This is a genomic window from Photorhabdus caribbeanensis (assembly GCF_018448885.1).
Classification (GTDB): domain Bacteria; phylum Pseudomonadota; class Gammaproteobacteria; order Enterobacterales; family Enterobacteriaceae; genus Photorhabdus; species Photorhabdus caribbeanensis.
In genome coordinates, this window is record NZ_RCWB01000008.1 from 1 (window position 1) to 24,196 (window position 24,196).

Annotated in this window: 26 protein-coding genes and 2 pseudogenes; 19 read left to right on the top strand and 9 right to left on the bottom strand. The window is 45.2% G+C overall.

The window, feature by feature from the left end:
* Nucleotides 1–304: 304 nt before the first annotated feature.
* A pseudogene (locus EAE90_RS07440) lies at nt 305–455 on the bottom strand (NadS family protein); the annotation flags it as partial.
* A gap of 165 nt (nt 456–620) precedes the next feature.
* Between EAE90_RS07440 and EAE90_RS07445 the strand changes: the two are divergent.
* The 3 genes from EAE90_RS07445 to EAE90_RS07455 all read left to right on the top strand — a co-directional run bounded on the left by EAE90_RS07445 (nt 621) and on the right by EAE90_RS07455 (nt 3,752).
* Complete coding sequence (locus tag EAE90_RS07445; RefSeq protein ID WP_214052970.1) at nt 621–1,715, top strand: terpene synthase family protein; 1,095 nt, start codon at nt 621–623, stop codon at nt 1,713–1,715.
* A 267-nt stretch (nt 1,716–1,982) separates the two neighbouring features.
* Entirely contained in the window at nt 1,983–2,417 is a 435-nt protein-coding gene (locus EAE90_RS07450; protein WP_214053078.1) for a CesT family type III secretion system chaperone, read from the top strand.
* A gap of 36 nt (nt 2,418–2,453) precedes the next feature.
* A complete protein-coding gene (locus EAE90_RS07455; protein ID WP_214052971.1) occupies nt 2,454–3,752 on the top strand; it encodes a Tle-like phospholipase domain-containing protein in 1,299 nt (432 codons plus the stop codon).
* An 89-nt stretch (nt 3,753–3,841) separates the two neighbouring features.
* Here the strand turns inward: EAE90_RS07455 and ampC are convergent, their stop codons facing one another.
* Nucleotides 3,842–4,999, bottom strand: a complete 1,158-nt coding sequence (ampC, locus tag EAE90_RS07460; RefSeq protein WP_214052972.1) for a class C beta-lactamase — start codon at nt 4,997–4,999, stop codon at nt 3,842–3,844.
* 401 nt (nt 5,000–5,400) lie between these two features.
* Between ampC and agaR the strand changes: the two genes are divergently transcribed.
* Genes agaR through EAE90_RS07505 form a run of 9 tightly spaced genes read left to right on the top strand, consistent with a single transcriptional unit; the run spans nt 5,401 to nt 14,129 of the window.
* A complete protein-coding gene (gene agaR / locus EAE90_RS07465) occupies nt 5,401–6,174 on the top strand; it encodes a transcriptional repressor AgaR (RefSeq protein WP_214052973.1) in 774 nt (257 codons plus the stop codon).
* Nucleotides 6,175–6,209: 35 nt separating this feature from the next.
* Nucleotides 6,210–7,505, top strand: coding sequence for a D-tagatose-bisphosphate aldolase, class II, non-catalytic subunit (locus tag EAE90_RS07470; protein WP_214052974.1), 1,296 nt, complete (start codon nt 6,210–6,212; stop codon nt 7,503–7,505).
* On the top strand, nt 7,502–8,719 hold the full coding sequence (locus EAE90_RS07475) for an AgaS family sugar isomerase (RefSeq protein WP_214052975.1): 1,218 nt from the start codon (nt 7,502–7,504) through the stop codon (nt 8,717–8,719). Before EAE90_RS07470 ends, EAE90_RS07475 begins: the two co-directional genes overlap by 4 nt.
* Nucleotides 8,685–9,167 carry a PTS N-acetylgalactosamine transporter subunit IIB gene (agaV, locus tag EAE90_RS07480; protein WP_214052976.1) on the top strand — a complete coding sequence of 161 codons (483 nt, stop codon included), beginning with the start codon at nt 8,685–8,687 and terminating at the stop codon, nt 9,165–9,167. The genes EAE90_RS07475 and agaV overlap by 35 nt, the downstream gene beginning before the upstream one ends.
* An 11-nt stretch (nt 9,168–9,178) precedes the next feature.
* Nucleotides 9,179–9,976 (top strand): PTS N-acetylgalactosamine transporter subunit IIC, encoded by a 798-nt coding sequence (gene agaW, locus EAE90_RS07485; protein WP_214052977.1) that lies wholly within the window; start codon nt 9,179–9,181, stop codon nt 9,974–9,976.
* A complete protein-coding gene (locus tag EAE90_RS07490) occupies nt 9,966–10,859 on the top strand; it encodes a PTS system mannose/fructose/sorbose family transporter subunit IID (RefSeq protein ID WP_214052978.1) in 894 nt (297 codons plus the stop codon). The genes agaW and EAE90_RS07490 overlap by 11 nt, the downstream gene beginning before the upstream one ends.
* 22 nt (nt 10,860–10,881) lie before the next feature.
* Complete coding sequence (gene agaF / locus EAE90_RS07495; RefSeq protein WP_036782632.1) at nt 10,882–11,316, top strand: PTS galactosamine/N-acetylgalactosamine transporter subunit IIA; 435 nt, start codon at nt 10,882–10,884, stop codon at nt 11,314–11,316.
* A gap of 9 nt (nt 11,317–11,325) precedes the next feature.
* Entirely contained in the window at nt 11,326–12,186 is an 861-nt protein-coding gene (locus EAE90_RS07500; protein ID WP_036782629.1) for a tagatose bisphosphate family class II aldolase, read from the top strand.
* A 38-nt stretch (nt 12,187–12,224) separates the two neighbouring features.
* On the top strand, nt 12,225–14,129 hold the full coding sequence (locus EAE90_RS07505; RefSeq protein ID WP_339920998.1) for an enterotoxin: 1,905 nt from the start codon (nt 12,225–12,227) through the stop codon (nt 14,127–14,129).
* A gap of 129 nt (nt 14,130–14,258) precedes the next feature.
* On the opposite strand, the gene EAE90_RS07510 is transcribed toward EAE90_RS07505, so the two are convergent.
* Nucleotides 14,259–14,669 carry a type II toxin-antitoxin system HicB family antitoxin gene (locus EAE90_RS07510; protein WP_214052979.1) on the bottom strand — a complete coding sequence of 137 codons (411 nt, stop codon included), beginning with the start codon at nt 14,667–14,669 and terminating at the stop codon, nt 14,259–14,261.
* 257 nt (nt 14,670–14,926) lie between these two features.
* Here EAE90_RS07510 and EAE90_RS07515 point away from each other — a divergent pair, with 257 nt between their 5' ends.
* On the top strand, nt 14,927–15,466 hold the full coding sequence (locus EAE90_RS07515) for a cysteine hydrolase family protein (protein WP_214052980.1): 540 nt from the start codon (nt 14,927–14,929) through the stop codon (nt 15,464–15,466).
* A 91-nt stretch (nt 15,467–15,557) separates the two neighbouring features.
* Here EAE90_RS07515 and speD read toward each other — a convergent pair whose 3' ends face one another.
* From speD to EAE90_RS07530, 3 genes are all read right to left on the bottom strand, one after another.
* Nucleotides 15,558–16,352 carry an adenosylmethionine decarboxylase gene (gene speD / locus EAE90_RS07520; RefSeq protein WP_214052981.1) on the bottom strand — a complete coding sequence of 265 codons (795 nt, stop codon included), beginning with the start codon at nt 16,350–16,352 and terminating at the stop codon, nt 15,558–15,560.
* A 28-nt stretch (nt 16,353–16,380) separates the two neighbouring features.
* Nucleotides 16,381–17,244, bottom strand: a complete 864-nt coding sequence (gene speE, locus EAE90_RS07525) for a polyamine aminopropyltransferase (protein WP_214052982.1) — start codon at nt 17,242–17,244, stop codon at nt 16,381–16,383.
* A 112-nt stretch (nt 17,245–17,356) separates the two neighbouring features.
* On the bottom strand, nt 17,357–17,704 hold the full coding sequence (locus EAE90_RS07530; protein ID WP_036782614.1) for a YacC family pilotin-like protein: 348 nt from the start codon (nt 17,702–17,704) through the stop codon (nt 17,357–17,359).
* Between the two features lie 201 nt (nt 17,705–17,905).
* Between EAE90_RS07530 and cueO the strand changes: the two genes are divergently transcribed.
* The 4 genes from cueO to hpt all read left to right on the top strand — a co-directional run bounded on the left by cueO (nt 17,906) and on the right by hpt (nt 21,348).
* Nucleotides 17,906–19,450, top strand: coding sequence for a multicopper oxidase CueO (gene cueO / locus EAE90_RS07535; protein WP_214052983.1), 1,545 nt, complete (start codon nt 17,906–17,908; stop codon nt 19,448–19,450).
* 112 nt (nt 19,451–19,562) lie between these two features.
* On the top strand, nt 19,563–20,102 hold the full coding sequence (locus EAE90_RS07540) for a Panacea domain-containing protein (protein ID WP_036808548.1): 540 nt from the start codon (nt 19,563–19,565) through the stop codon (nt 20,100–20,102).
* Nucleotides 20,103–20,105: 3 nt separating this feature from the next.
* The gene (locus EAE90_RS07545; protein WP_040149592.1) at nt 20,106–20,576 is read left to right on the top strand and encodes a hypothetical protein; all 471 of its coding nucleotides are present in this window, start codon (nt 20,106–20,108) and stop codon (nt 20,574–20,576) included.
* Between the two features lie 235 nt (nt 20,577–20,811).
* A complete protein-coding gene (gene hpt, locus EAE90_RS07550) occupies nt 20,812–21,348 on the top strand; it encodes a hypoxanthine phosphoribosyltransferase (protein WP_011145232.1) in 537 nt (178 codons plus the stop codon).
* A gap of 108 nt (nt 21,349–21,456) precedes the next feature.
* On the opposite strand, the gene EAE90_RS07555 is transcribed toward hpt, so the two are convergent.
* Both EAE90_RS07555 and EAE90_RS07560 read right to left on the bottom strand, forming a co-directional pair.
* Nucleotides 21,457–21,735, bottom strand: coding sequence for a HigA family addiction module antitoxin (locus EAE90_RS07555; protein WP_214052984.1), 279 nt, complete (start codon nt 21,733–21,735; stop codon nt 21,457–21,459).
* A 10-nt stretch (nt 21,736–21,745) separates the two neighbouring features.
* Nucleotides 21,746–22,027 (bottom strand): annotated as a pseudogene (locus EAE90_RS07560) (type II toxin-antitoxin system RelE/ParE family toxin).
* A gap of 241 nt (nt 22,028–22,268) precedes the next feature.
* On the opposite strand from EAE90_RS07560, the gene EAE90_RS07565 reads away from it, so the two are divergent.
* Together EAE90_RS07565 and EAE90_RS07570 are read left to right on the top strand one after the other, a co-directional pair.
* Nucleotides 22,269–22,547: a type II toxin-antitoxin system TacA family antitoxin gene (locus tag EAE90_RS07565; protein ID WP_214052985.1), complete on the top strand. Its 279-nt coding sequence runs from the start codon at nt 22,269–22,271 to the stop codon at nt 22,545–22,547.
* Nucleotides 22,548–22,551: 4 nt separating this feature from the next.
* Nucleotides 22,552–23,052, top strand: a complete 501-nt coding sequence (locus tag EAE90_RS07570) for a GNAT family N-acetyltransferase (RefSeq protein ID WP_214052986.1) — start codon at nt 22,552–22,554, stop codon at nt 23,050–23,052.
* 355 nt (nt 23,053–23,407) lie between these two features.
* Here the strand turns inward: EAE90_RS07570 and can are convergent, their stop codons facing one another.
* Nucleotides 23,408–24,061: a carbonate dehydratase gene (can, locus tag EAE90_RS07575; protein ID WP_139655180.1), complete on the bottom strand. Its 654-nt coding sequence runs from the start codon at nt 24,059–24,061 to the stop codon at nt 23,408–23,410.
* Between the last annotated feature and the right edge of the window lie 135 nt (nt 24,062–24,196).

The following is a 24,196-nucleotide window of genomic DNA, read 5'->3' on the forward strand; positions in this document are numbered from 1 at the left end:
TCCGCGGTAAAAAAATGACAGCGTAAAATAGCCATCATTTAATACGTGGCGTTAGAGAGAACAATAGACCGCTTCCAGCTAAGTAGGATGGAGTGGAGACAAATAACAGAGAATTTCGCTCTCTAGGTATTATGACCACAAGAGCACGATATTTATCAGATGAATATGAAAAGAATGTGATTAATGTCACATGAAATGGCTAATTAATCGCTATTAATTCCGATTTTTCATATTGAATTCTTTAATTAATCGCTCAATCGCTCCTTTTTTAATCGAAAAATTTAGGGTATATGGCAAACTCCTATTGTTTCAAACCAGTTGCTTCACGTATTGCTTTAACATCAATTTTGGCAAAAGTGTGAATATGTTCCGGTTTTGGCGTCAGTTTACCTTTTTCAATTTTCACCATTATCTTTTGCGCTAGCTAGAAGATCAGCAAACAATTCATTTTTCATAAATACCTCAGTTGGAGCTGCCTCTTTACCGGTAATTTCGATAGTAGTGCAAGCGTTGGCAGAAAACGAGTTAGTAAGATTGGTAAAAAATCCTATGTCCACCTATAACTTAATTGCTACTGAATCATCGTTTGTCAATAAATTACTTTATGGAGCTAATTATTTGTGAATATCGTTAAAATTCCCCCTCTGCCTAATCCATTCCCATATATGTCACATCCATTAGTCAATGCGGGAGATCCGGAAAATTGCGAAATTGAAGCAGCTACGCGTGAATATGCGGATCGCTTCCGTTTATACAGTAACGAAACACAGCGGCAGCGTTTATGGCAAATGGAAAGTGCACGGTTGGCGGGGTTAATGTATCCAAAGGGGAGTAAGGAACTGTTGCAAGTAGGTTCAGATTTCATAATGTGGGGTTTTGCTTATGATGACGAATACTGCGATGAAGGACCATTAAGCGTAAATCCTACCGCTTTTATCCATAATGCAGCTCAGCTACAGCGTGCTCTTGAATCTCCTGAATATCCCGTCAATAACGACCGTTACGCTAGGGCAATGCGTGACTTGTGTATTCGATTAAATCGCTATGCATCTCCTACTCTAGCAGGCCGTTTTTTTAAAGGGATGCGTACTTATATCATGACTGAAATGTGGAAAGCGGTGGAGCCAAAACCTTTGCTTGATGATTATTTGGTGATGCGTATGTACGGTGGAGGAGCTTGGGCATATCCTGTGTTAAATCACGTTATCGCAGGTATTAATATTAGTCAGGATGAGTTTGAAGATCGCCGAGTTTGTGCATTGTCAGAAATGATGGGTTGTCTGACAGCATGGGATTGTGAAGCCTATGCTTATGCAAAGGAACAACGGAGGGCGGTAGATGATAAGGAACATAATGTTATTAGTGTCATGTGTCGACAATATGGTTATACGGTTGAACAGAGCATGGAGCATTATTGGGAGCTGCGTTGGCGGGTAGTTAGCTTGTTCTTGCGGTTACAAAAGGAGGTATTGATTACCGCATCTCCTGAAGTTCGTGATTACATTAATGGATTGACTGCCTATTACAGCGGTAGTTTGGTTTGGGGGCGTGATAATAAGCGTTATTGTTCCATCAGTGGTCTTTCCCAGGAAAGTGTATTTGAAGGTGGGCTAGTTACTGACATGATGCCGCCGGAAAGTTTCGAATCGCTAGGGCTTCCTTCCTTTGAGTGGTGGTGGGAATACGATCCGGCTCGTAAAACTCATATGAATTAACCTACGCTATTGGGATAACACCTGTCGGCTAAGTTGGGTACAGTAGATTCGAACCGTACTTGCACGGTGCAACCCAACTACCGATAAGGCGCTATTTCGACGTCGATATAAAAAACTTCGCCCTAGGGATAAATCACGGCTTGCCAGTGATTGTTAACATGATCACACTTTCTATTGCGTGCGAAGCCCTTGGTCTGTAAGGGATAACGAGCGGAGAACATCATAGTGAAAGCATATCAACAGACAGTATCGGAATGGTTGCGCCTTGTGGGTGAGCGCCAAGGCGTGGCTTTGAGCATTGGCGGCGATGGTCACTGTACAGTGCCTTTCGGCCAAGGTGGAGAGTGCATCGTTGAAGTACCGGATAACGACGACGTTCAGGCATTTTATCTCTATATTCCTTTGTTGCGATTGCCTGTAGATGAACCGGGCCAGTTGATGCTGACTCGGGCTGCCCTTGAGCTGAATATGTTCGGTCTTACCACCGGCGGCAGTCAGATCAGTCTGGACAGTCGTACCAATTATCTGGTGTTGAGCTTCTCTGCATTGATCGAGATGTTCGACGAAACGGCATTTATGCAGACTCTGGGGGAGTTTCTCGATCTTGGGATCAGCTTGCAGTCTCAGTTTCAGGTGATCAGCACCCAGCAGAACGGAGCCGATGTGCCGCATCCATTACCAGGATCAGCCATCGCATGTTAAGTGACCGTCATCTGAATAACCAAGGAGAATAATAAGATGTCTATTCAAGGTATTGGGCACTCTCCCAGCGCCACGGCATTGGCGCCCCTTTCGAACGGAGAAGTACAGACACCATCTCGCAATAATAGTGTTCATCATCATCTTGCCTCCCATTACACCAGTACTGGACTTGGTACTCAGGTGTCGCCGGGCAAGGTGCTGACCACCACACTGAAATATCTGACATTGAGCGCCCCGGCTCGCAAGATTGGCACTGCCATACAGGGAGGGCATGATTCCCATGCGCAGAGCGCCAAAGGTAAGGCGCGTTACTGGACTGGAGCCATTATCAAGGGATTGGCTAATATCACGGGCGGCGCCAGTAGTGTAACGAGTGGTGCGATTTCAGTTGGTGTTGCAGGCGTTAAAAACTTGGCGGAATCCACCGGGCGTTTGCTGGCATCTTCTGCCCTAGGGCTGGCTGGAGCGGGCGCGAAGGGAGTCTCGCATCTACCGCTTGGCGCGTCTGATCGTTTGCAGGCTGGAACGCGTGCTGAACAATTGCTGAATTCTGCCAAGGTGATCGCCAAACCCGCGTTTGTGGCTAAAGCAGAACAAGAGCCGTTGAATGCTGTGGGAGCTAAAGCAGTGATGGATGCGGCCCAATTGGCGAGAATCAGTTGCTCCAGTAGCTATCGGGATATGCCCGCAGGTTACAGTCATGCCACTTTAGCTGATATCCCGTCCTCGATATTGGCTCGCCGGGAGGATGGCACTGGCGGAACCGGCAGTGAGTTAACCCTGCATGTTCGCCCCAGCAAGGGGGAGAATGATCCTTTAATCCTTGAGGGAGATAGCTGGTCTGCGCTCAAGGTTGCTGTCTACAAGCGTGACGACACTATGGTGCTCTCCTTCGTGGGTACTCAGCCGACCAAGCGTCCTGGCACGGTGAAGAGTGATGTCGGCGCAGCTTTGGGGATCAAGGACAGCGCGTTTCAGGATGCTGATCGCTTGGTCAAAGCCTTTACTAAACAATATGGCGGTAAGGTTGAGGTTCTGGGTCACTCCTTGGGCGGCGGGCTAGCGCAATATGCGGGCATCAAGCATGGGATCAAGGTCACTGCATTCAACAGCATGGGATTGCATGTAGGATTGCGAGATCGGTTGGCCGACAAGTTGGATAGTGCCAATGTCACCCACATCAATACCAGTAGCGATCCGCTGAGTCAGAAGGCCGAACATGGTATTTGGGGCTTGGATGCCTCTTCTCAGGTAGGCAAGCGTTATGTGATTGAGCATTCAGGCGGGCACCGTATGGAGTCAGTGACCGCAGGTTTGGAAGCTTTACTGGCTTAACGACTCGATATGTCAAGACAGCGCCTCCTGCGGGAGGCGCTGCCAACAGACACGGTATTTAAAGACACAGTATTTAACGCAATTGTGCGCTATTTCAGCGCCTTGAGGATTTGCCAGGCTGCTTTGATGCGCGCCTCATTGGGGTAATTTTTGTTGGCTAGCAGCACAATACCCATTTGTTCTTGCGGCACAAACGCGACATATGCTCCGAAGCCATTGGTGGAACCGGTTTTATTGATAAAAAGCGCATCCGTTGGCGGCTCTGGCGGCGATAGTTCCGTAATTTTATTGGCTTGAAAAGCGAGTTGCGCCGAGTTGCCGCTCAGTACCTGCTCAAGGGTGACAGGCCAGTGATAAAGCTCCCAGCCCAGCCCTTGCGTCATCTCACCCACCCGGTAATAACCGGTATGGGTTGCTCGAATAGCCTGTGCTAGCTTACTGTCGCCTACGCGGGAAGGATCAATATTTGCATCAACGAAGCCGATCAGTTCCTGTGCACTGGTTTTCAGGCCATAGGCTTCCTCATCCAGCACGCCGGGATTTATGCGAATCGGTTTATTCTCCTTTGAATAACCCAATGCATAATTTTTCATCTCCTGCTCGGGGACGTTAAACCAGGTATGGTGCAGGCCAAGCGGTGAAAGGATCTGGTTTTTCACCAGTATTGAGTAAGGTTTTTTAAGGCTTTGGGCAGCGATATAACCCGCCAGGCCAATGCTGGGATTGGAGTATTGGCGGTAGGTTCCGGGTGTGTATTTTGGCTGCCAATGCTGAAACCAGTCCACCATTTTGCTATTGCTGTCGATCTCATCAGGGAATTGTAACGGCAGGCCGCCCGCGGTGTAGGTGGCAATATTCAGCATGTTTATGTTGTCAAAGGCGCTGCCTGCAAGCGGTTGAAAATGCTGGCTGGCTTTATCGGAGAAGGAAATGGCTCCCGTCACCTGCGCCCAAGAAATCAGGCTGCCGGTAAAGGTTTTGCTGACCGAGCCTAATTCAAAGATTGTCTCTTTAGTGACCGGCGCATTGTTCTCTTTTGATGCGTCACCGTATTGATAGAAAAAATGTTGACCGCGGAAAGTCACCGCAATCGCCATTCCTGGAATGTCATATTCCTGCATCAGGGAGTGTATGGTCTTATCAACAGTATTTGTCAGACGGGTCTGATCGGGGGTATTCGAGGCTTGAGCGCCGAGAGAAGCGGCAAGCAGCAGCCCGCCAGTCAGCACCGAAAATCGTTTTGTCATTTGTGGCGTGTCCTTAATTACAGTGAGAGCTTTCAGTCCTGGATTTTATCAGGATTTGTACACCCAATCACAAAATTTGTGATCCTTATCACCTGACAAAATAAAACTTTGTGGTTGCTGATTGAAAACCAAGCGCTTTCGTTTCTTTATATCAATTGTTATCCAAAATGTGGATAAAAACTGATTTTTGGGTAACTAGTCAGTAACCAAGAAATCTAATATTTCCTTTCGTTTTGTTTCCAATCGAAACCTTTTATGCCGATTTTTGTCTATATAATAGACTGTAATAGCGATCACAATTTCGTTTGGTTGCTTTTGCTGTAATTAAATCGAAAGAGAGGGAAAGCAATTCATCACAGGCGGCATAAATTTGTCGCTGAAAATCTGAGGGGTATAACGGAATGGCTGTGGATACCTTAAAAAGACGTGAACAGATTATCGACTTGTTGTGTCATGAAGGCAGTGTGCGTGTTGAGCATCTGAGCACCCATTTTGGGGTTTCCAGCGTCACTATCCGTAATGACCTGCGTTATCTGGAACAAAAAGGTTGTGCATTGCGTTCCTATGGCGGCGCTATGTTGAATCAGCAATTCGCCTTTGATCGCCCCTTGCAAGATAAAGGCCGGATCAATCGTGATGTGAAATCGCGTATTGCGGCCAAGGCAGCACAGTTTGTTCAGGATGGTGATGCCCTGATCCTTGATTCCGGCTCGACTACCACGCAAATCGCGCCATTTCTTAAAGAGCGGCGTGATCTGGTGGTCATGACTAACGCGTTGAATATCGCCTATGAACTGGCGGGGTTTGACCGGATGGAGGTGATGGTGCTTGGCGGGAGTGTGCGTCAGAACTCCTACTCGCTCTATGGTCCGGCGGCGGAACAGCAATTGCGTCAATATCGCTTTGACACCCTATTTCTTGGCGTTGATGGTTTTGATCTGGAAGCAGGGATAACCACGCCGCACCCCGGTGAAGCCCACCTTAATCGCGTGATGTGTGAGGTGGCGCATGAAATTATCGCGGTGGCGGATGCCAGTAAATTTGGGCGCAGAAGTTTTTGCATGATCCGTCAAGCCGGACAGATTCATCGGCTGATTACTGACAGTCGGATCCCCGATAACTACAGGCGGGCATTAATCGAACTCGGCGTGGATGTGATTATTGCCGACGAATAGTTCTTACCGAAATTCTTGCCCGCATGGGAGACATCATGCAGTCACTATTACAACTTATCCATCGTCACAAATCAGGTGAAGCAGTGGGGATTTATTCGGTCTGTTCCGCTCATCCCTGGGTATTGGAAAGCGCTTTGCGCGTCGCTAAAGAGCGTAAAACTTCGGTACTGATTGAAGCAACTTCTAATCAGGTCAATCAGTTTGGTGGTTACACCGGGATGCAACCGGCTCAATTCCGGGATGCGGTTTGGCAACAGGCTGATCGCATTGGTTTACCGCGTGATCGTATCTGGCTAGGAGGCGATCATCTTGGACCGAACGCCTGGCAAGATCTTCCCGCTGAGCAGGCAATGAAACTGGCTGAAACGTTGATACACGATTATGTGGCGGCGGGGTTCCGTAAAATACATCTCGATTGCTCGATGTCTTGTCTGGATGATCCAACACCGCTGGGTGACAACGAAGTTGCGGTACGTGCGGCTCGTTTGTGTCAGGTGGCTGAACGTTGCTGGCAGCAGGTGGGGGGAGAACCACCGGTTTATGTGATAGGCACCGAAGTGCCGGTACCGGGTGGAGCCAAAGAAGCATTAGAAGGAATGCAAATTACTACGCCTCAGGCCGCAGCCACAACGTTGAATGTTCATCAACAAGCCTGGCGATTAGCTGAATTGGAACCGGTATGGCCGCGGGTGATTGCGCTGGTGGTGCAACCGGGGGTGGAGTTCGATCACCATCATATCGAACATTATCAACCTGAACGTGCAGCGACACTAAGCCAATATATCGAATCTCAACCCTATTTAGTCTATGAAGCCCATTCCACTGATTATCAAACAGCGCAAGCTTACCGTGAGTTGGTACGTGATCACTTTGCCATTCTGAAAGTCGGTCCGGCTTTGACTTTTGCTTTACGTGAGGCGCTGTTCGCACTCGATAAAATCGATAGTGAATGGAATGGGGAACAGGGCGCGGCTCATTTGTGCGCCACGTTGGAACAGGTCATGCTTGAGCAGCCGGAGCACTGGAACCGTTATTACCACGGTACGCCGCACCAACAGTTTATTGATCGTCAATATAGTTTGAGTGATCGCATTCGTTACTATTGGCCGCATCCGCGAGTACAACAGGCAGTGAATACCTTGATGGATAACCTGCGTTGTCGCCCGGTTTCCCTGTCACTATTGAGTCAATACCTGCCTGAGCAGGCGCAGGCGGTTAATGCCGGAAGGTTGGATAATGACCCACACGCTTGGGTGTTGGATAAAATTCGTTCTGTGCTCTTGAGCTATGCGCAGGCTTGTGAGCCTGAGTTACAAGGGGTTTTAGTATGAATGAACTGTTTTCCTATACCGAAGTTTGGTTGCGCGAACGCCATGCGTTGCATACTGCCAGAGAGATTCATCAACAGCCTGAGCTTTGGCGTCAGTTATATCAAAATCTGCAACGTGAGGAAGCGTTGTGGCGGCCCTTTTTGCAGCCTTTGTTGTCTGATCCAGAATTACAGATAGTGCTGTGTGGCGCAGGTTCTTCCGCGTTTATCGGGCGCACGCTGGCGCCTTGGTTGCGTGAGCAGTGTGGACTGAATGTAGTCGCGTACAGTACGACAGACATTGTGCCTTCTCCCTTGCAATATCTCGATCCAACACGTTCAACCTTGCTGATTTCTTATGGGCGATCAGGCAATAGCCCGGAGAGCGTGGCGGCGGTAAAACTGGCGGATCAGCTCCTGCCTCGCTGTTATCACCTGATGCTGACTTGTAATCCCGCTGGTGCATTAGCGCGTTATGCCGAAGGATGCGCTCACGTCTGTTCGTTGAATATGCCACAGGGTTCTCACGACCAGAGTTTTGCTATGACGTCCAGTTTCAGTTGTATGACATTAGCAACAGTGCTGCTGCTAGGGCCGTTGACGTTGGAACAGAGTGGAGCATCGTTGATGGAGATGATCGCATTGTGTGAGCGGGAAAGGGGGCAGTGGCAGACACAGATTAAGCGGCTGGCGTGCAGCGGTTTTAAACGCATGATGTGTCTGGGTTCCAGTTGTTTTACTGGGATAGCAGAGGAGGGGGCGCTCAAGATGCTGGAGCTGACCGCCGGGCATGTTACCACCCGTTACGACTCATCAATGGGGGTGCGTCATGGGCCGAAGTTTATGATCGAACGGGATACGCTGGTGGTTATGATGCTCTCCGCTGATCAGCATCGTCGTCGTTATGATCTCGATCTGTGGCAGGAACTGAATCATGACGGATTGGCATGTCAAATTGTTGCACTGAGTGGCGCGCAGGGGAAAGGGTTCACGGTGGTTAACAGTGAACAAGACGATATCTGGCTGTTGTTCCCCTATTTGATATTTTTACAGATGTTAGCGTTTGAAACCTCGCTGGCACTGGGCATAACGCCAGACAATCCATGTCCGACAGGGGAAGTCAATCGCGTGGTGAAAGGGGTGGAAATTTATCCCTATCATCCACCGTATTCACCAAGAATAAAATGTAGCAGGAGTGATTATGTCGATACCGAATATTTTAATGACCCGAATTGATAACCGGTTGGTGCATGGTCAAGTCGGTGTGACCTGGACCAATTCACTGGGGGCCAATTTGGTATTGGTGGCTAACGATCACGTAGCCGGTGATTTGATGCAGCAAAATCTGATGGATATGGTGGTTTCTGATGGGGTTCAGACACGTTATTTCACCCTGCAAAAAACCATTGATGTGATTCATAAAGCGGCTGAGCGTCAGAAAATTTTCATTGTCTGTAAAACCCCGCAGGATGTACTGACGTTAGTAAAAGGCGGTGTACCGATCCGCTTTGTTAACGTGGGCAATATGCATTTTACTGAGGGAAAGCGTCAAATCCATAAGACGGTTTCGGTTGATGACAGTGACATGGCGGTGTTTCGTGAACTGGAACAACTGGGCGTCACTTGCGAAATTCGGCGAGTGCCGGATGAAGCGGGAGAACCTATCGCTAAGTTGCTGGTTTGAGGGGGTGAGTTATGCTGATTGATGCGATATTGATTGGGTTACTGGCCGGATTGGCCGGGGTGGATCTGTTCGATGGGCTGACTCATTTTCATCGTCCAGTGGTCATTGGGCCGTTGGTCGGGCTGATTTTAGGGGATGTGCAGACGGGTTTGTTAGTGGGAGGATCACTGGAGCTGGTCTGGATGGGCATGGTGCCACTGGCAGGCGCTCAGCCGCCAAATGTGGTGATTGGCGGCGTGATTGGTACGGCATTTGCCATTTTGACGGAGGTCGATCCTAAAGTCGCGATTGGTATCGCGGTGCCGTTTTCCATTGCAGTGCAAGGCTGTATCACCCTGCTGTTTACTGTGTTCTCACCCATGATGCATAAATGCGATCAGATGGTGAAAGCGTTGAACTGGCGCGGTGTGGAACGGGTGAATTATCTGGGTATTGCCATTCTGTTTTGTTTCTACTTTATTGTGGCGTTTCTGCCGGTCTATTTCGGTGCTGACGCGGCCAGCGTTATGGTACAGAAGGCGCCGAAATGGTTGTTGGATGGTCTGGCGGTTGCGGGTGGCATGATGCCTGCTATCGGTTTTTCTATGCTGATGAAGATCATGATGAAAAAGACTTATATCGCTTATTTCATTCTGGGTTTCATTTCAGTCACATTCCTTAATATGCCGATTATTGCTGTAGCACTTGGCGCTTTTGCGATTGCATTGATCGATTTCTTTAACCGCTCCCGTATGGAAGAGGCCGCTGAACGCAGCGTATCTACTACTCAATCTCACACTCAATCTCAGGAGATGGAAGATGGCATTTAATGACACCGATGCGGCTATGGCCGCTAAAGCTGAGAACAGGATGGTGCAGGCGCTGGCAACTAGTCAGGTTGAGCAGGATGATTATCAGGACACGATACCGAGTGAAGATCTGACCAAAGGCGATTTGAACCGTATGGCGTGGCGCTCTTTGTTGCTACAGGCATCATTTAACTATGAGCGTATGCAGGCGGGGGGCTGGTTGTACACCTTGATCCCAGGTCTGCGTAAGATCCACAAGAATCCGCAAGATCTCGCAAATTCGATGAAGATGCATATGGAGTTTATCAATGTGCACCCGTTTGATGTCACCTTCCTGTCTGGATTGGTGCTGGCAATGGAGCGGAATAAAGAGAAAATTTCCACGATTCGCGCCGTGAAAGTGGCGCTGATGGGGCCGCTCGGTGGGATTGGTGATGCATTGTTCTGGTTGACTTTGCTGCCTATCTGCGCGGGTATCGGGGCTTCTCTGGCGCTGCAAGGCAGCCTGTTCGGCCCCATCATATTCCTGTTGTTATTCAATATCGTGCATTTCGGCTTGCGTTTTGGCTTGGCGCATTATGGCTATCGTGCAGGAACCAGCGCGTTGGCATTGTTGAAAAAGCATACCAAAAAGATCGCCCATGCCGCTTCAATCGTGGGAATGACGGTAATCGGAGCGTTGGTCGCTTCCTATGTCCATCTCTCGACGCCGGTAGTGATAAACGCCGGTAAGGCCAGTGTGGCGTTGCAGAAGGATGTGCTGGACAAACTGATGCCGAATTTATTGCCGTTGTGTTTCACCCTGCTGGTGTTTTGGTTGATGAAAAAAGGATTTTCCCCGATCAAGTTAATTGGTTTGACGGTTGTGATCGGGATTGTAGGGAAATATGTTGGTTTTCTTTAATAAACGGCGCTGAGGAGAGGGAATGTTAGGTATTGTAATCACCGGTCATGGGCATTTCGCCAGTGGATTGTTGCAGGCAGTGGAACAAGTCGTCGGACGACAACCTCAGTGCTGCGCTGTCGATTTTCCTGAGGGAATCAGTACGCAACAATTATTGGTGTTGTTACAGGCGGCTTGCACCGCCTGTGATAGTGGCGAGGGTGTCATTATTCTCAGTGATTTACTGGGGGGATCGCCGTTCCGGCAGGCGGCGCAACTGGCAATAGCTAATCCATGTTATGAAGTTATCACCGGTACTAATATGCAATTGGCGGTAGAGATGATGCTGGACCGTGAAGATATAACCTTGGAAACATTTCGTGATATGGCGCTGGAATGTGGACGGCGAGGATTAACCAGCCTGTGGCATGAGCAGCAAAAAAGAAGGTATGACAGCCCGAATCTGGATGGCATTTAAGGAGCTTATATGTACCTGATTTCTAGTCGTCAAATGTTGAAAAAAGCCTTGCGTGAAGGCTATGCGGTTCCTGCTTTCAACGTCCATAATCTGGAAACTGTCCAGGTGGTAGCGGAAACCGCAGCACGTCTGGCATCGCCGGTTATTCTGGCCGGTACGCCGAGTACTTTCAGTTATGCGGGAACTGACTACCTCGTGTCAATCTGTCAGGATGCCGCTCGTCGCCACAATTTGCCGCTGGCGTTGCATCTCGATCATCATGAGGAATTGGAAGATATCAGTCATAAAGTGACCGCAGGTGTGCGTTCGGTAATGATTGACGGCTCGCATTTACCCTTTGAAGAGAATATTCGTAAGGTGGCTGAGGTGGTACGATTTTGCCATCGTTACGATGTTAGCGTTGAGGCGGAATTGGGGCGGCTAGGCGGGCAGGAAGATGATTTGCAGGTCTCCAGTGCCGATAGTTTTTTTACCGATCCGCTGGCGGCAAAAGCCTTTGTTGCCCGTACCGGTATTGATTCTCTGGCGGTAGCGATTGGTTCTGCGCATGGTTTGTATCATGGTGAACCGCATCTGGATTTTGATCGGTTAGCAGCAATCTGTGAACAGGTGGATATTCCGTTGGTGCTGCATGGGGCATCGGGTATTCCTGAAGTGATGATACAGCAGGCGATTGGTCTTGGTGTCTGTAAAGTCAATGTGGCGACCGATCTGAAAATTGCTTTTGCTGATGCGGTGAAGCGCTATTTCACCCAGCATCCAGATGCGAATGATCCACGTAAATATATCGCGCCGGGAAAACAGGCTATGCAGGCAGTAGTAGAAGAAAAGATCCGGATTTGTGGCAGTGCAGGCAAGCTGTATTCGTGACGGTTCTGTTTTTTCATTCTGACTATAAGGAAACTGCTGTGAAAATAAGAACGTTAAATAAAATTACGTTGAGTTTATTAGCGAGTTCCGTGTTGTGTAGTGCTCCAGTCTGGGCAGATAGCTGGCTGTTGGACGGTAACAATTACCATGTAACTGTTAGCGACGAACACGGTAAAGTGACGCAATTAAAATTTGAAAATCCAAAAAATCACGATCAAATCATCATTGATGATCTGTTTGAAATCACGTTGAAATCGGGAGAAAAGCTCACGGCTAAAGATTTTCAGATTACTGGTATCAGCAAAAAGCACAATAGTATTGTTGTCTCCCTGAAACATGGCGATATTCAGGTAAAAAATATCATTACTGTGGAGGGTAAAGATAAGTACGGTTCGTTTGAAATCACTATTACACCGCAGGAAAATGCGTTAGAGCTCAGCTCTGTCTCATTGATGCCATTTCGCACTAAAACCCCTTTTGTTCACGGTTCTATCGTCAGTTCACCGATTGTCAGCGATAGCTTCTTTATCGTTCCCGGTAATCCATTGATTACCACTGAGGCTTATAAAGGGAGCGTTTCGCAAAAAATTGCGCTCTCTATCCCGTTAGAGCCGGGGAAAACGTTAAGTTATAAGACGTATGTTGGTGTTTATCAGAAAGGGCAATTGCGGCGCAGCGTCAATGAGTTTTTGAACCATGCTCGTCCGCGTCAATATAGTCCTTACCTACATTACAACTCTTGGTACGATATTGGTTACTTCACCCCTTATACCGAACAAGAGTCGTTGACTCGTATCAAACAGTTTGGGCAGGAGTTGGTGACTAAGCGCGGTGTGAAGTTGGGGGGGTATCTGTTTGATGATGGTTGGGATAACCTCAAAGGGGATTGGGGCTTTAGTGAGGCATTTCCCCATGAGTTCAAAAATCTTAAACAGGAGGCGGATCAATATCGTGCTCGTTTAGGCATTTGGCTTTCTCCTTGGGGCGGTTATGGTAAACCGGGTGAGCAACGTGTTTCTCATGCGGAGGAGTTTGGTTATGAAGTGATAGATGGCAGATTTGCGCTTTCAGGCCCTAATTATTACGCCAATTTCCATAACCGGGTACTCAACCTGATTCAACAGCAAAATGTATCCATGTTTAAGCTGGACGGCACCGGCAATGCTGATCGGGTGATTAAAGGGAGTTCATTCACCAGTGATTTCGATGCCGCTATCCATCTGATTGAAGATATGCGCAATACAGGCAATGAACTGTTTATCAACTTGACCACCGGCACTAAAGCCACGCCTTCCTGGCTATTTTTCGCCGATTCTATTTGGCGTGGCGGCTATGATGTGCAGTTTCAAGGTACAGGTTCCAAAGTGCAGCAGTGGCTTACCTATCGTGATGCGGAAACTTATCGTAATGTCGTAACAAAGGGGCCGTTGTTCCCACTGAATTCGTTGATGTTGCATGGTATTGTTTATGCTAAACAGGCTAAGCATCTGGATAAACAGTCACCTAAAGATTTTGCCGATCAGGTTTGGAGCTATTTTGGCAGCGGCACTCAGTTACAGGAGATGTATGTTACGCCTGAACTGTTGACCACCGAGGATTGGGATACGCTGGCAAACGCGGCGAAATGGTCAGAGAAAAATAAAGATGTGCTGTTTGATACCCATTGGATTGGTAAAGATCCCACCGATCTTGCGGTGTACGGTTGGGGAGCCTGGAGTCCGAAAAAGTCGATTATCACTTTGCGCAATCCTGCTGATGAAGTGAAACAATATTATCTGGATCTGCAAAGCGATCTTGAATTGCCTGATAATCAGCCTTCGGTATATGACGTTAATATCGATTATGGCGAGAACAGCTCGCTGCCGAAGTTTATCAATAAAACGGCATTGATTACGCTTCAACCGTTAGAGACATTGACCTTTTCTTTGACACCATCGAAATAATCACAGTGTTATTGAACTGCCCTGAATAATGATTTTATTCGGGGCAGTGATTATTTTGGGAAATTATTGTGATGGTGTCTTATTAGGAAAAAATCAGCGTATTGTCAATAAATTAACATTTCAGACATATTAGATTTTGGTTCTGCTAATAACTTTTTCTGCCGCTATGTGTGATAGAAAACCTGAACGACTCCCGTATTCTGGATGACTTGCGACGAATTGATCGATACGGCGAATTAGCAATGATGGAAGAGTTACGTTGATTTTCTCTGACTTTCCCATTAATCGTGTAATATCCACATCAATTAATGCCCATATTGCTCCTATATATTCAGGGTCGGCAAGGTGGTTTTCTACGCTCGTCGCTTCTGGTACTGATTCATTATCATCAATCAGCAATTCGATATGCGCTTCAATTGCTTCGCGGACGCTTTCTAGTGCGTCTGTAAAATTATCCCCTCCAGAAAAGCAACCCGGGATATCAGGGACACGGACGCCGAAGGATGAATGGCCTTTATCAATCGCAACTGGATATAACATTTACACCTCCGAGAAGTGGATTCTCCAGCTCTCTTATTTTGTCTTGATGGGATTATAGTAACCCTACAATGTTATGCGTCAAGATTAGAGAATACCGATGTTGTTATTAGCCAACGGAATAGCTAAAAAGCTAACTAGTCCAGTTTCATGAGCTAATATAAATCATAATAAAATCTTGTCAGAATTGTCTGTAATTGAGTGATGGAAGCAAGTCACAGTAATTGTTTTTTTAAGAATCCATTTAAAGGGCAAAGTTAATGAAAGCATTGATTGTAATTGATATGTTGAACGATTTTGTCACAGGAGCACTCGCCAATGAGGCGGATGCGATGAAGATCGTACCGGTAATTAAGCGGCTGATTGATCATGCCCGGCGTCAACCGGATTGGCTGGTAGTTTATGCTAATGATGCTCACCGAGCCGGTGATCGGGAAATGAGCATTTGGGGCAGACATGCAATGGCTGGAACGCCAGGTGCTAATGTCATTGAACCATTGGCGCCTATTGGAGCAGAACGTGAAATTGTTTTGCCTAAGCGGTTTTATGGGGCTTTTGATGGAACCGATCTGGAAGAGGTTTTGCAAGCATATGGTGTGACAGAAGTTGTATTAACCGGCCAACATACTCATTGTTGTGTCAGACATACGGCTTATGGCGCGTTTATACGCGGTTATCAAATCAAAGTTTTGTCAGATGCTGTGTGTGTTTTTCCCGGCGTTGATCAGCAAGCTGCTCTGGATTACCTTAAAACCATTTACGGCGCTGAAATTATCATGAGCACTGCATTAGTCATGTAAATTGGAATAATGGGTTAATACAGTTAGAAATTGATCTGGCAGATACCTGTAAATATGGGTATCTGCCAGCTAAATAATAAGTTAGTGAAAGTTAAACCGCGGGTAAATTACGTCCGTAATAGATTTCTTGTATCTCTTTTTTTAAGAGATGGGTAATTTCCAGTTTTTCAGCTTCACTGAGTTGCTCTGGTGTGGCATTAAATAGGTAATCATTCAGATCAAATCTTTTCAGCATCATTTTTGTATGAAATAGATTTTCCTGATAAATATTAACATCCATCATGTAATACTGTGATTGCACTTCTTCGGTCATGTAATTCTGAATAGAACTGATTTCATGATCGATATAGTGTTTCATGCCATTCACATCTCTGGTGAAACCACGGACGCGGTAATCCATCGTGACAATATCTGATTCTAATTTGTGGATCAGATAGTTCAGCGCTTTGAGAGGTGAAATAACACCGCAGGTTGATACTTCAATATCAGCTCTGAAAGTACATATACCGCCGCCAGGATGGCTCTCTGGATAAGTGTGAACGCAGATATGGCTCTTATCCAAATGAGCAACGACGGAATCAGGTAACGGACCGGGATTTTCAGTATTGTCTACATCCTTTGGGTCCATCGGCTCTTCGCTGACGAGTATGGTAACGCTTGCCCCTTGCGGCTCATAGTCTTGGCGGGCGATATTCAAAATATTTGCACCAATGATCGAACAGGTTTCGCTAAGAATTTCCGTTAAACGGTTAGCGTTATATTGTTCGTCAATATAAGCGATATAACTATCCCGATCAGCTTGGCTTTTTGCATAACAGATATCGTAAATACAAAAACTCAGGCTTTTTGTCAGGTTATTAAAGCCGTGCAATTTCAGCTTGTGCAATTTATTTCACCTCCTGGCTAATGGGTGATTATGGGTTCTCGGATAGTGCATCCAGCAGATATTGTGGTAAGGCAAAGCTACCGGCATGAACGGCTGGATTGTAGTAACGGCAGGTAAAACCTGCGTTGTTAAAGCGCTGTTGCAATGTTGCCAGATCCACATGGCGTAGTGCCGGGTTCTGGCTCGCCCAGGCAAAGGTCATCATTCCGCCATAATAGGTTGGAATCGCTGCCTGATAGAAACCGCTGTCAGCAAAATAGTTGCTCAATTTTTTATGGCTGGTGACTGCTTCGTCCTGTTGCAGGAAACAAACACCATTCTGAGCAACAAAGATGCCGCCTTCATTCAGACAGCGTTGGCAACCTTGGTAGAATTCAGAGGTAAATAATCCTTCACCGGGCCCGATCGGATCTGTGCAGTCAGAGATAATGACGTCGAATTTCTGATCGGTGGTATTAACGAAATTAACGCCATCGTCAATGATCAGATTAAAGCGCGGATCATCATAAGCACCGGCATTATGATTAGGCAGATACTGACGGCAGAATTCAACGACACCGGCATCGATTTCAACCATAGTGATGCTTGCAAGATATTGATGACGGCAGACTTCACGTAGCATACCGCCATCGCCACCGCCGATAATCAGTACTCGTTTGGCGTTCCCGTGGGCGAACAAAGGAACATGAGCCATCATTTCGTGGTAGATAAATTCATCACGTTCAGTCGTTTGTACTGTGCCATCCAGCGCCATAACGCGGCCTAATGCCGCGTTTTCAAAGATAATCAAATCTTGATGCTCAGTTTTATCGTGATAAAGCACTTTATCGACGGAAAAATACTGACCAAAGTTGGCGTGCAGGGTTTCGTACCAAATTTCTTTTTGTGACATATCCCGGCTTTTCCTCCACTGTGACAGTCATGAAAATTGGGTGCACATAATAGCCAACAATTCTCATAGTTGCACGGTGAAATTTACCCCTTTAGAGGGATGAGGAAAAGCACTATTTAACGTAGGCGAATAAACTCAGCGAATCTCTGGCGAGAGCATGACACTTTATCGCATTGGACAGGTAAATTCCTTTTAGATCCTGGTAGCTTTCTTCGTTGAGCTTGTCCATCAATTGGCTGTTGTAATTAGTTAAATCCCACTTATTGCGTTGAGCGAAATAAATAATGGCGCGTTTAATTTCCCGGTCAGGAATTTGGCTGTAGCCACAGTCATATTTCAGATAGATAAACACTGCTGTCAGATCGGCCAGATCTTCAGCTTCATTTTCTGTCAGCGCTTTTGCGGGGTGGGAAAAACCGAAAAGAACCAGTATGTAAGTCAAGAGAGCTAATTTTCGCATTTGTATTATTATAATCAATCCATGTCATAGTACGTTAACATATTAATATATTTGTTAGGAAAAATTTATTTTTTTAAATTACCGTAAAGATCGACTTAAATCACATTCCATTCGCTTGACCTTCCTGTAAGGGTAGCCCTTATGTTTCCTTTATGAGATGTTTTTTGTCTATTTTTTGGTGGATTTAATTAGGCGGTGAATATGCAACGACGTGATTTTATCAGATTAAGTGCCGTTATGGGCCTATCCAGTATGTTGCCTGTATGGAGTCGTTTCTCCTTTGCTGAATCTTATCCGGCATTACCTATTCCTCCACAACTAGAGCCAGATGCGGCAGGTAAAATCGCTATTGAAATCAAAGCGGGAAAATCCAGTTTTAAAGCAGGAGCGGTGACTAAAACTTGGGGTTACAACGGTGATTTACTCGGTCCGGCACTGAAATTGACGTCAGGTAAACCTGTTACTATTGATATTCGTAATCATCTACCGGAAGAGACCACGGTTCATTGGCATGGTCTGGAGATTACTGGGGAAGCCGATGGCGGCCCACATGCGATGATTGCGCCAGGAGGGAGTCGGACGGTCAGTTTCACGCCTGAACAACCGGAAGCAACTTGTTGGTTTCATCCACATACGCATGGCAAAACGGGTTATCAGGTTGCAATGGGGCTTGGTGGGTTAGTACTGATTGAAGATGAGAACAGTATTAATACGGGGTTGCCAAATCAGTGGGGCGTGGATGATATTCCGGTGATATTGCAGGATAAGCGCTTGAATAACGAGGGGCAGATTGATTATCAACTGGATGTGATGAGTGCCGCTGTTGGTTGGTTTGGCGATATGATGCTGACCAACGGTGTTGTTTTGCCCCAACATACTGCGCCGCGCGGTTGGTTACGTCTGCGTTTGCTAAATGGCTGTAACGCTCGTAGCCTCAATATTGCGACCAGTGATGGTCGTCAATTGTATGTTGTTGCCAGTGACGGTGGTTTGTTAGCAGAACCGGTTGCGGTTAATGAGTTGCCGATTCTGGCGGGAGAGCGTTTTGAGGTGGTGATAGATGCTTCGGATGGCAAATCTTTCGATCTGGTGACGTTGCCTGTGGTTCAGATAGGAATGACATTACCGCCATTTGATCAACCGTTACCTGTTTTACGTATTCAACCTCAGCTTTTTTCTAGCCGTACAATACTGTCGGAGCGGCTTACCACGCTTCCTGCATTGCCTTCCTTGACGGGCCTGAACAGGCGTAATTTACATCTGGCGATGGACAGTCGTCTGGATATGCAAGGGATGATGATGTTATCTCAGCGCTACGGTGAGCAGGCTATGGCTGGTATAGGGATGGATCATGGGAATATGAACCACGGAGATATGTATCATGGTAGTGAATTAAATTTCCATCGTGCGAACACCATTAATGGGCAGTCTTTCTCCATAACAGAACCCGCTTTTGATGTGAAACAGGGGCAGTATGAGCGTTGGGTGATTTCAGGGGTTGGCGATATGATGCTGCATCCGTTCCACATTCACGGCGCCCGTTTTCGTATTTTGAGTGAAAATGGCCGCAAGCCTGCGGCTCACCGTAGCGGTTGGAAAGATATTGTTCATGTGGAAGGCAAGGAGAGTGAAGTGCTGGTTCAGTTCAAGCATACTGCGGGAGCGAAACACCCATTTATGGCGCATTGTCATCTACTAGAACATGAAGATACCGGTATGATGCTAGGTTTTACTGTTAGTAAATAATTTTGCTGGCCGCAATGGAACGCAACAAAGCGTTGTACAGGGATTACGGTAGGTATTAAAATAGGTATAGATTTTGTATGTTATTTATCCTAATTTGAATGAAGGTATTGAGATGCTTAATGCAAGGTTTGATTCAGAAAAGGCTATAGAGGCCATTCTGTACGTTGCCTCTACAGCACCAATTTCTGACATTTATCATGTGGGTAAAATTCTGTATTTTGCTGACCGACTGCATTTAGAGCGTTATGGCCGGTTAATTACGGGTGATAACTATCTTGCAATGAAAGATGGCCCTGTGGCAGAGAATGCCTATGATATTATAAAAGTAGCCAGAGGGGACGGGCGCTTTATTCCAAATGGGTGTGATGTTGATGTTATACGATCATCGTTGGCAGTAGAAGGACGTTATGGGAATCACCAAATACGTGCTTTGCGTGATTTCGATGAAGATGTATTTAGTGATTCAGATATTGATTGCATAAATGAAGCAATTGAAAAATATGGGAATCTTTCTTTTAAAGAAATACGTGATATCAGCCACGATAGTGTTTGGATGGCGGCTAACCAGAATGGTGAGATTCCATTGGAAGTGATAGCTGCCAGTTGTAAAGATGGTGACAAGTTAGTTGCTTATCTGACTTCTGCTGAGTAGCTGATGATTAATCTTGGTGACAGATTTCCTGCATCTTTTAGGGCGGAATTTTCAGCCAAACAGAATTTGGCTATAGGAGATGTTCTTTATCTTCACTGCCCTTTTACAACGCCGCCAAAGTTAAAATATTTGTTGGTTTGCTGCTGTGAGCCGCTGCTTGTTCTGATCATTAATTCTAAAATCAGCGAATTTATCCAATTACGACAGGAACTTCTTCAATGCCAAGTTGATTTGCCTCAGAAAGATCATAAGTTTTTGCAATGGGATTCGTTTATTAATTGTATAGATGCTCATGCGGCATTTGATATTAACGATATTAAGGAAAGGATCAGCACTGATTATCATAATATTGTTAAGGGTAAAGTCACTGATTATTGTATGCGTGAAGTTTATAAGGCGGTTAAGTGTTCCCCAACAATGAAACGTGGTCAGAAGCGCAACATATTGGTGTCGTTACAACAATTTGTCGATTAGCGGTGAGCTATTATTTTGAATAATAGTTTTGGTGTATGATCTATAGATTGGTTTCTCTTCTGGATACTATAAATATCCTTATCTTATGCCATACTTGCCTTGAGATATCCTAAGGGAAAGGAACTGTTCAATAATATTGCTAGAAGAATGGCGTATTAATGGGCATATCAACTGGTTATAATCTTTTATTGATTTTTATATATTTATTCATTAAAAACAATTGGTTAACTTTATAATGAAACACACTGTAGAAGTTATGATCTCCGAACAGGAGGTTAAACAGCGTATTGCTGAACTGGGAAAACAGATTACTGAACACTATTGTGACAGTGGTAGTGGGCTGGTATTGGTCGGGTTGCTGAGAGGTTCATTTATTTTTATGGCTGATTTATGCCGTGAAATTCAGATCCCTCATCAAGTCGACTTTATGACGGCTTCCAGTTACGGCAGCGGTATGAATTCCACTCGTGATGTGAAAATCCTGAAAGATCTGGACGAGGATATCCGCGGTAAGCATGTACTGATTGTGGAAGATATTATTGATTCAGGTAATACCCTGAATAAAGTACGTGAAATTTTGGCGCTGCGTGAGCCAAAATCACTGGCAATCTGTACCTTGCTGGATAAACCTTCCCGCCGTGAAGTTGATGTTCCGGTGGAGTGGATTGGTTACTCAATTGAGGATAAATTTGTGGTGGGTTATGGTATTGATTATGCTCAACTTTACCGTCATCTGCCTTATATCGGCCATGTGGTTTTGCTAGAAGAGTAGTTTTCTCGTATTTGAAAACGGCAACTTTCGGGTTGCCGTTTTTGCTTTGTGATTCAGGCATGGTGTGTAGTGTTGTAGCTGGCTAAGTAAAGCCCTCTTATTACGCTATCAGGAGTGAGCCAGTATTGGTTTTATTTCTGGTCTTTTGTGCTGTGAGGCAATCCACAGTTCATATTGGGACTGCATTCCTGTCCACATTTCGGCACTAGTACCTAATGCGGCTTCCAGTCGCAGGGCCATATCAGCAGATATTCCTGCATTGCCGTTTAATATGCGGGATAGTGCAGCTCTGGTTATACCGAGAGCCTTTGTTGCTTCCGTGACAGATATGTCACCAAGATATTCACGCAAAACTATGCCTGGGTGTGCAGGTTTATGCATTTTCATTTCGTTGCCCTCAGTGATAATCTTGATAATTAACGAGAATTATATCTTCGCCCTCAAATCTAAATGTTAAACGCCAATTACCGTTAACAGATATTGCCTAGTGACCGCTAAGATTTGCTCCTTTTAGTGGGTGAAGTTTCCAGCTAGGGGCATTCATATCTTCTGGTTTTTTAGCCATATTCAATACAGTTAGCTGGATTTGCAGCTTTAGGGCATGCTTAGGCTGAATGCCAGCAGTAGAGCCAGTTTTGAAAAATTTTTCCAATCCTTTGTGTTTGAAGCTTTTAATCATACTAGTCTCGTATACTGTATATGCACACTATGCGGAAGTCGTCATGGCATGCCAATAAGTACATATAATTTCTGTAATATTTAAGTATTCAATGAATGATAACGGGTATATTACATTTTTATTAGCGAAAACCGATGTAAACCTCTATACCTAATGGGAATTCTATCCCTCTAGAAATGTGATGGCAATGGCGTTACATTTGTGTATTATTTAGCTCATCTATAGCATGAGGAGATTTGTAATGAACGTGATAAGTGAGAACCGTAAAAATAAGACACTCAACTTGAGGATTAGGCAGGAGGATCGAGATTTAATAGACAGAGCGGCAAAAGTGAAGGGAAAAACCGTTACTGAATATGTCCTCGATACAATCAAACGTGATGCTGAAAATACTTTATTGGAATATTCCTTTATGGTTGCATCTCCAGAAATTTTTAATGCTTTTATTGCTAAACTTGATGCTCCGGCTGCTCCAAATGAGCATCTTATCAAAACGGCAAATATGAAAAAACCGTGGTGATAAAATGATTAATGATCCAACTTTGTTAACAGATGAGCACAATTTAAATAGTTTTACTTCAGGAATTGACACCCTGGACAACTGGTTAACAGACAGAGCATTAAAAAATCAAAAAGAGAATGCTTCGAGAACCTATGTTGTAAGCGAAAACAGAGATGTTATTGCTTATTATTCGTTAGCTATCGGCTCAATCATGTCAGAAGAGGCGATAAGCAAATTTAAGCGTAATATGCCAAATCCCATTCCGGCGATTATTTTGGGCCGCTTAGCTGTTGATAAGCGTTATCAAGGAAGAGGGTTTGGCCGCTATTTAGTCAGAGATGCTTCCATACGTGTCGCTCAAGCGGCAGATTTGGTGGGTGTTAGGGGGTTGATTGTTCATGCTATCTCGGAGAATGCTAAGCAGTTTTATAAGTCTGTGGGTTTTAGTGATTCGCTTTTAAATCCAATGACGCTAATGATCACGCTAAAGGATTTAAAAACGGTTTTTAAAATAACAGATTAATACCATCTAGCAAAAACAATTGTAAACCTTCCACTATTATTAATATCTCTGGAGAGAAGTATTGTCATGAGTTTAAAGAGTGAGATATAATTTTTAAGTCTGAGAAAACATTAAAATATATTTTTAATATAATCTATAAGCTGAAAATATTTTATTTTTATAAATTTATAATTATTTTTTTAGATTGTTTTATTCTTATTGCCATATATATAAACTCGAAAAATAAAATAGCTATTTGAGGTTTAAATGGCTATTTAATAAAATAAAAATCTGCATAAACTTTCATTTAATTACGCTATAGAAAGGATGAAATATAACCTTTTCTACAGCGTATTTTATCAGTAGCTTAGAATAATCACTTCTTATTCGTCAATTTGGATACGGTCTGGCGATAGGCAAGTTCCAGTTTTTCACGGCTGTCAGCCGTCACTTCCAGATCTTGCAATTGACCATTATGGATACCGTAAACCCAACCGTGGATCATCACTTTTTGGCCTCGTTTCCATGCTGCTTGCATAATCGTTGAGTGACCAAGGTTATATACCTGCTCAACAACGTTAATTTCGCACAGACGGTTCAGACGTTCATTGGGAGGTAACTCACCTAGCATAGAACTGTGCTTATACCAAAGATCGCGGATATGTAGCAGCCAGTTGTTAATCAATCCCAGTTCGGTGCCATCAATTGCGGCTTCGATACCACCACAACCATAGTGTCCGCAGATAATGATGTGTTCAACTTCCAGTACGTCTACCGCATATTGAATAACTGAAAGACAATTTAAGTCAGTATGAATAACCAGGTTTGCAACGTTTCTGTGAACAAATAAGTCGCCGGGGGCGGCATCGATTAGTTTTTCTGCTGGCACCCGGCTGTCTGAACAGCCAATCCATAAGAATCGAGGTTTTTGTGATTTAGCTAATTCTTTGAAAAAATTTGGGTTTTCTTCGTTAACCGATTCTGACCACTGCTTGTTATTGGCAAGCAGCTCTTCTATTTTTTTCATCATGATTCATAGCCTGGTAGTGTTTCTTTAAGATAGAATCATATACAACATCAATTGAAATTTTAATATTTTGTTGCTGTTTGTTTTTAATCTTTCTGCTGTTTTTGCAAAGCAAGTCAGGCAGAAAAGGAGCATTAT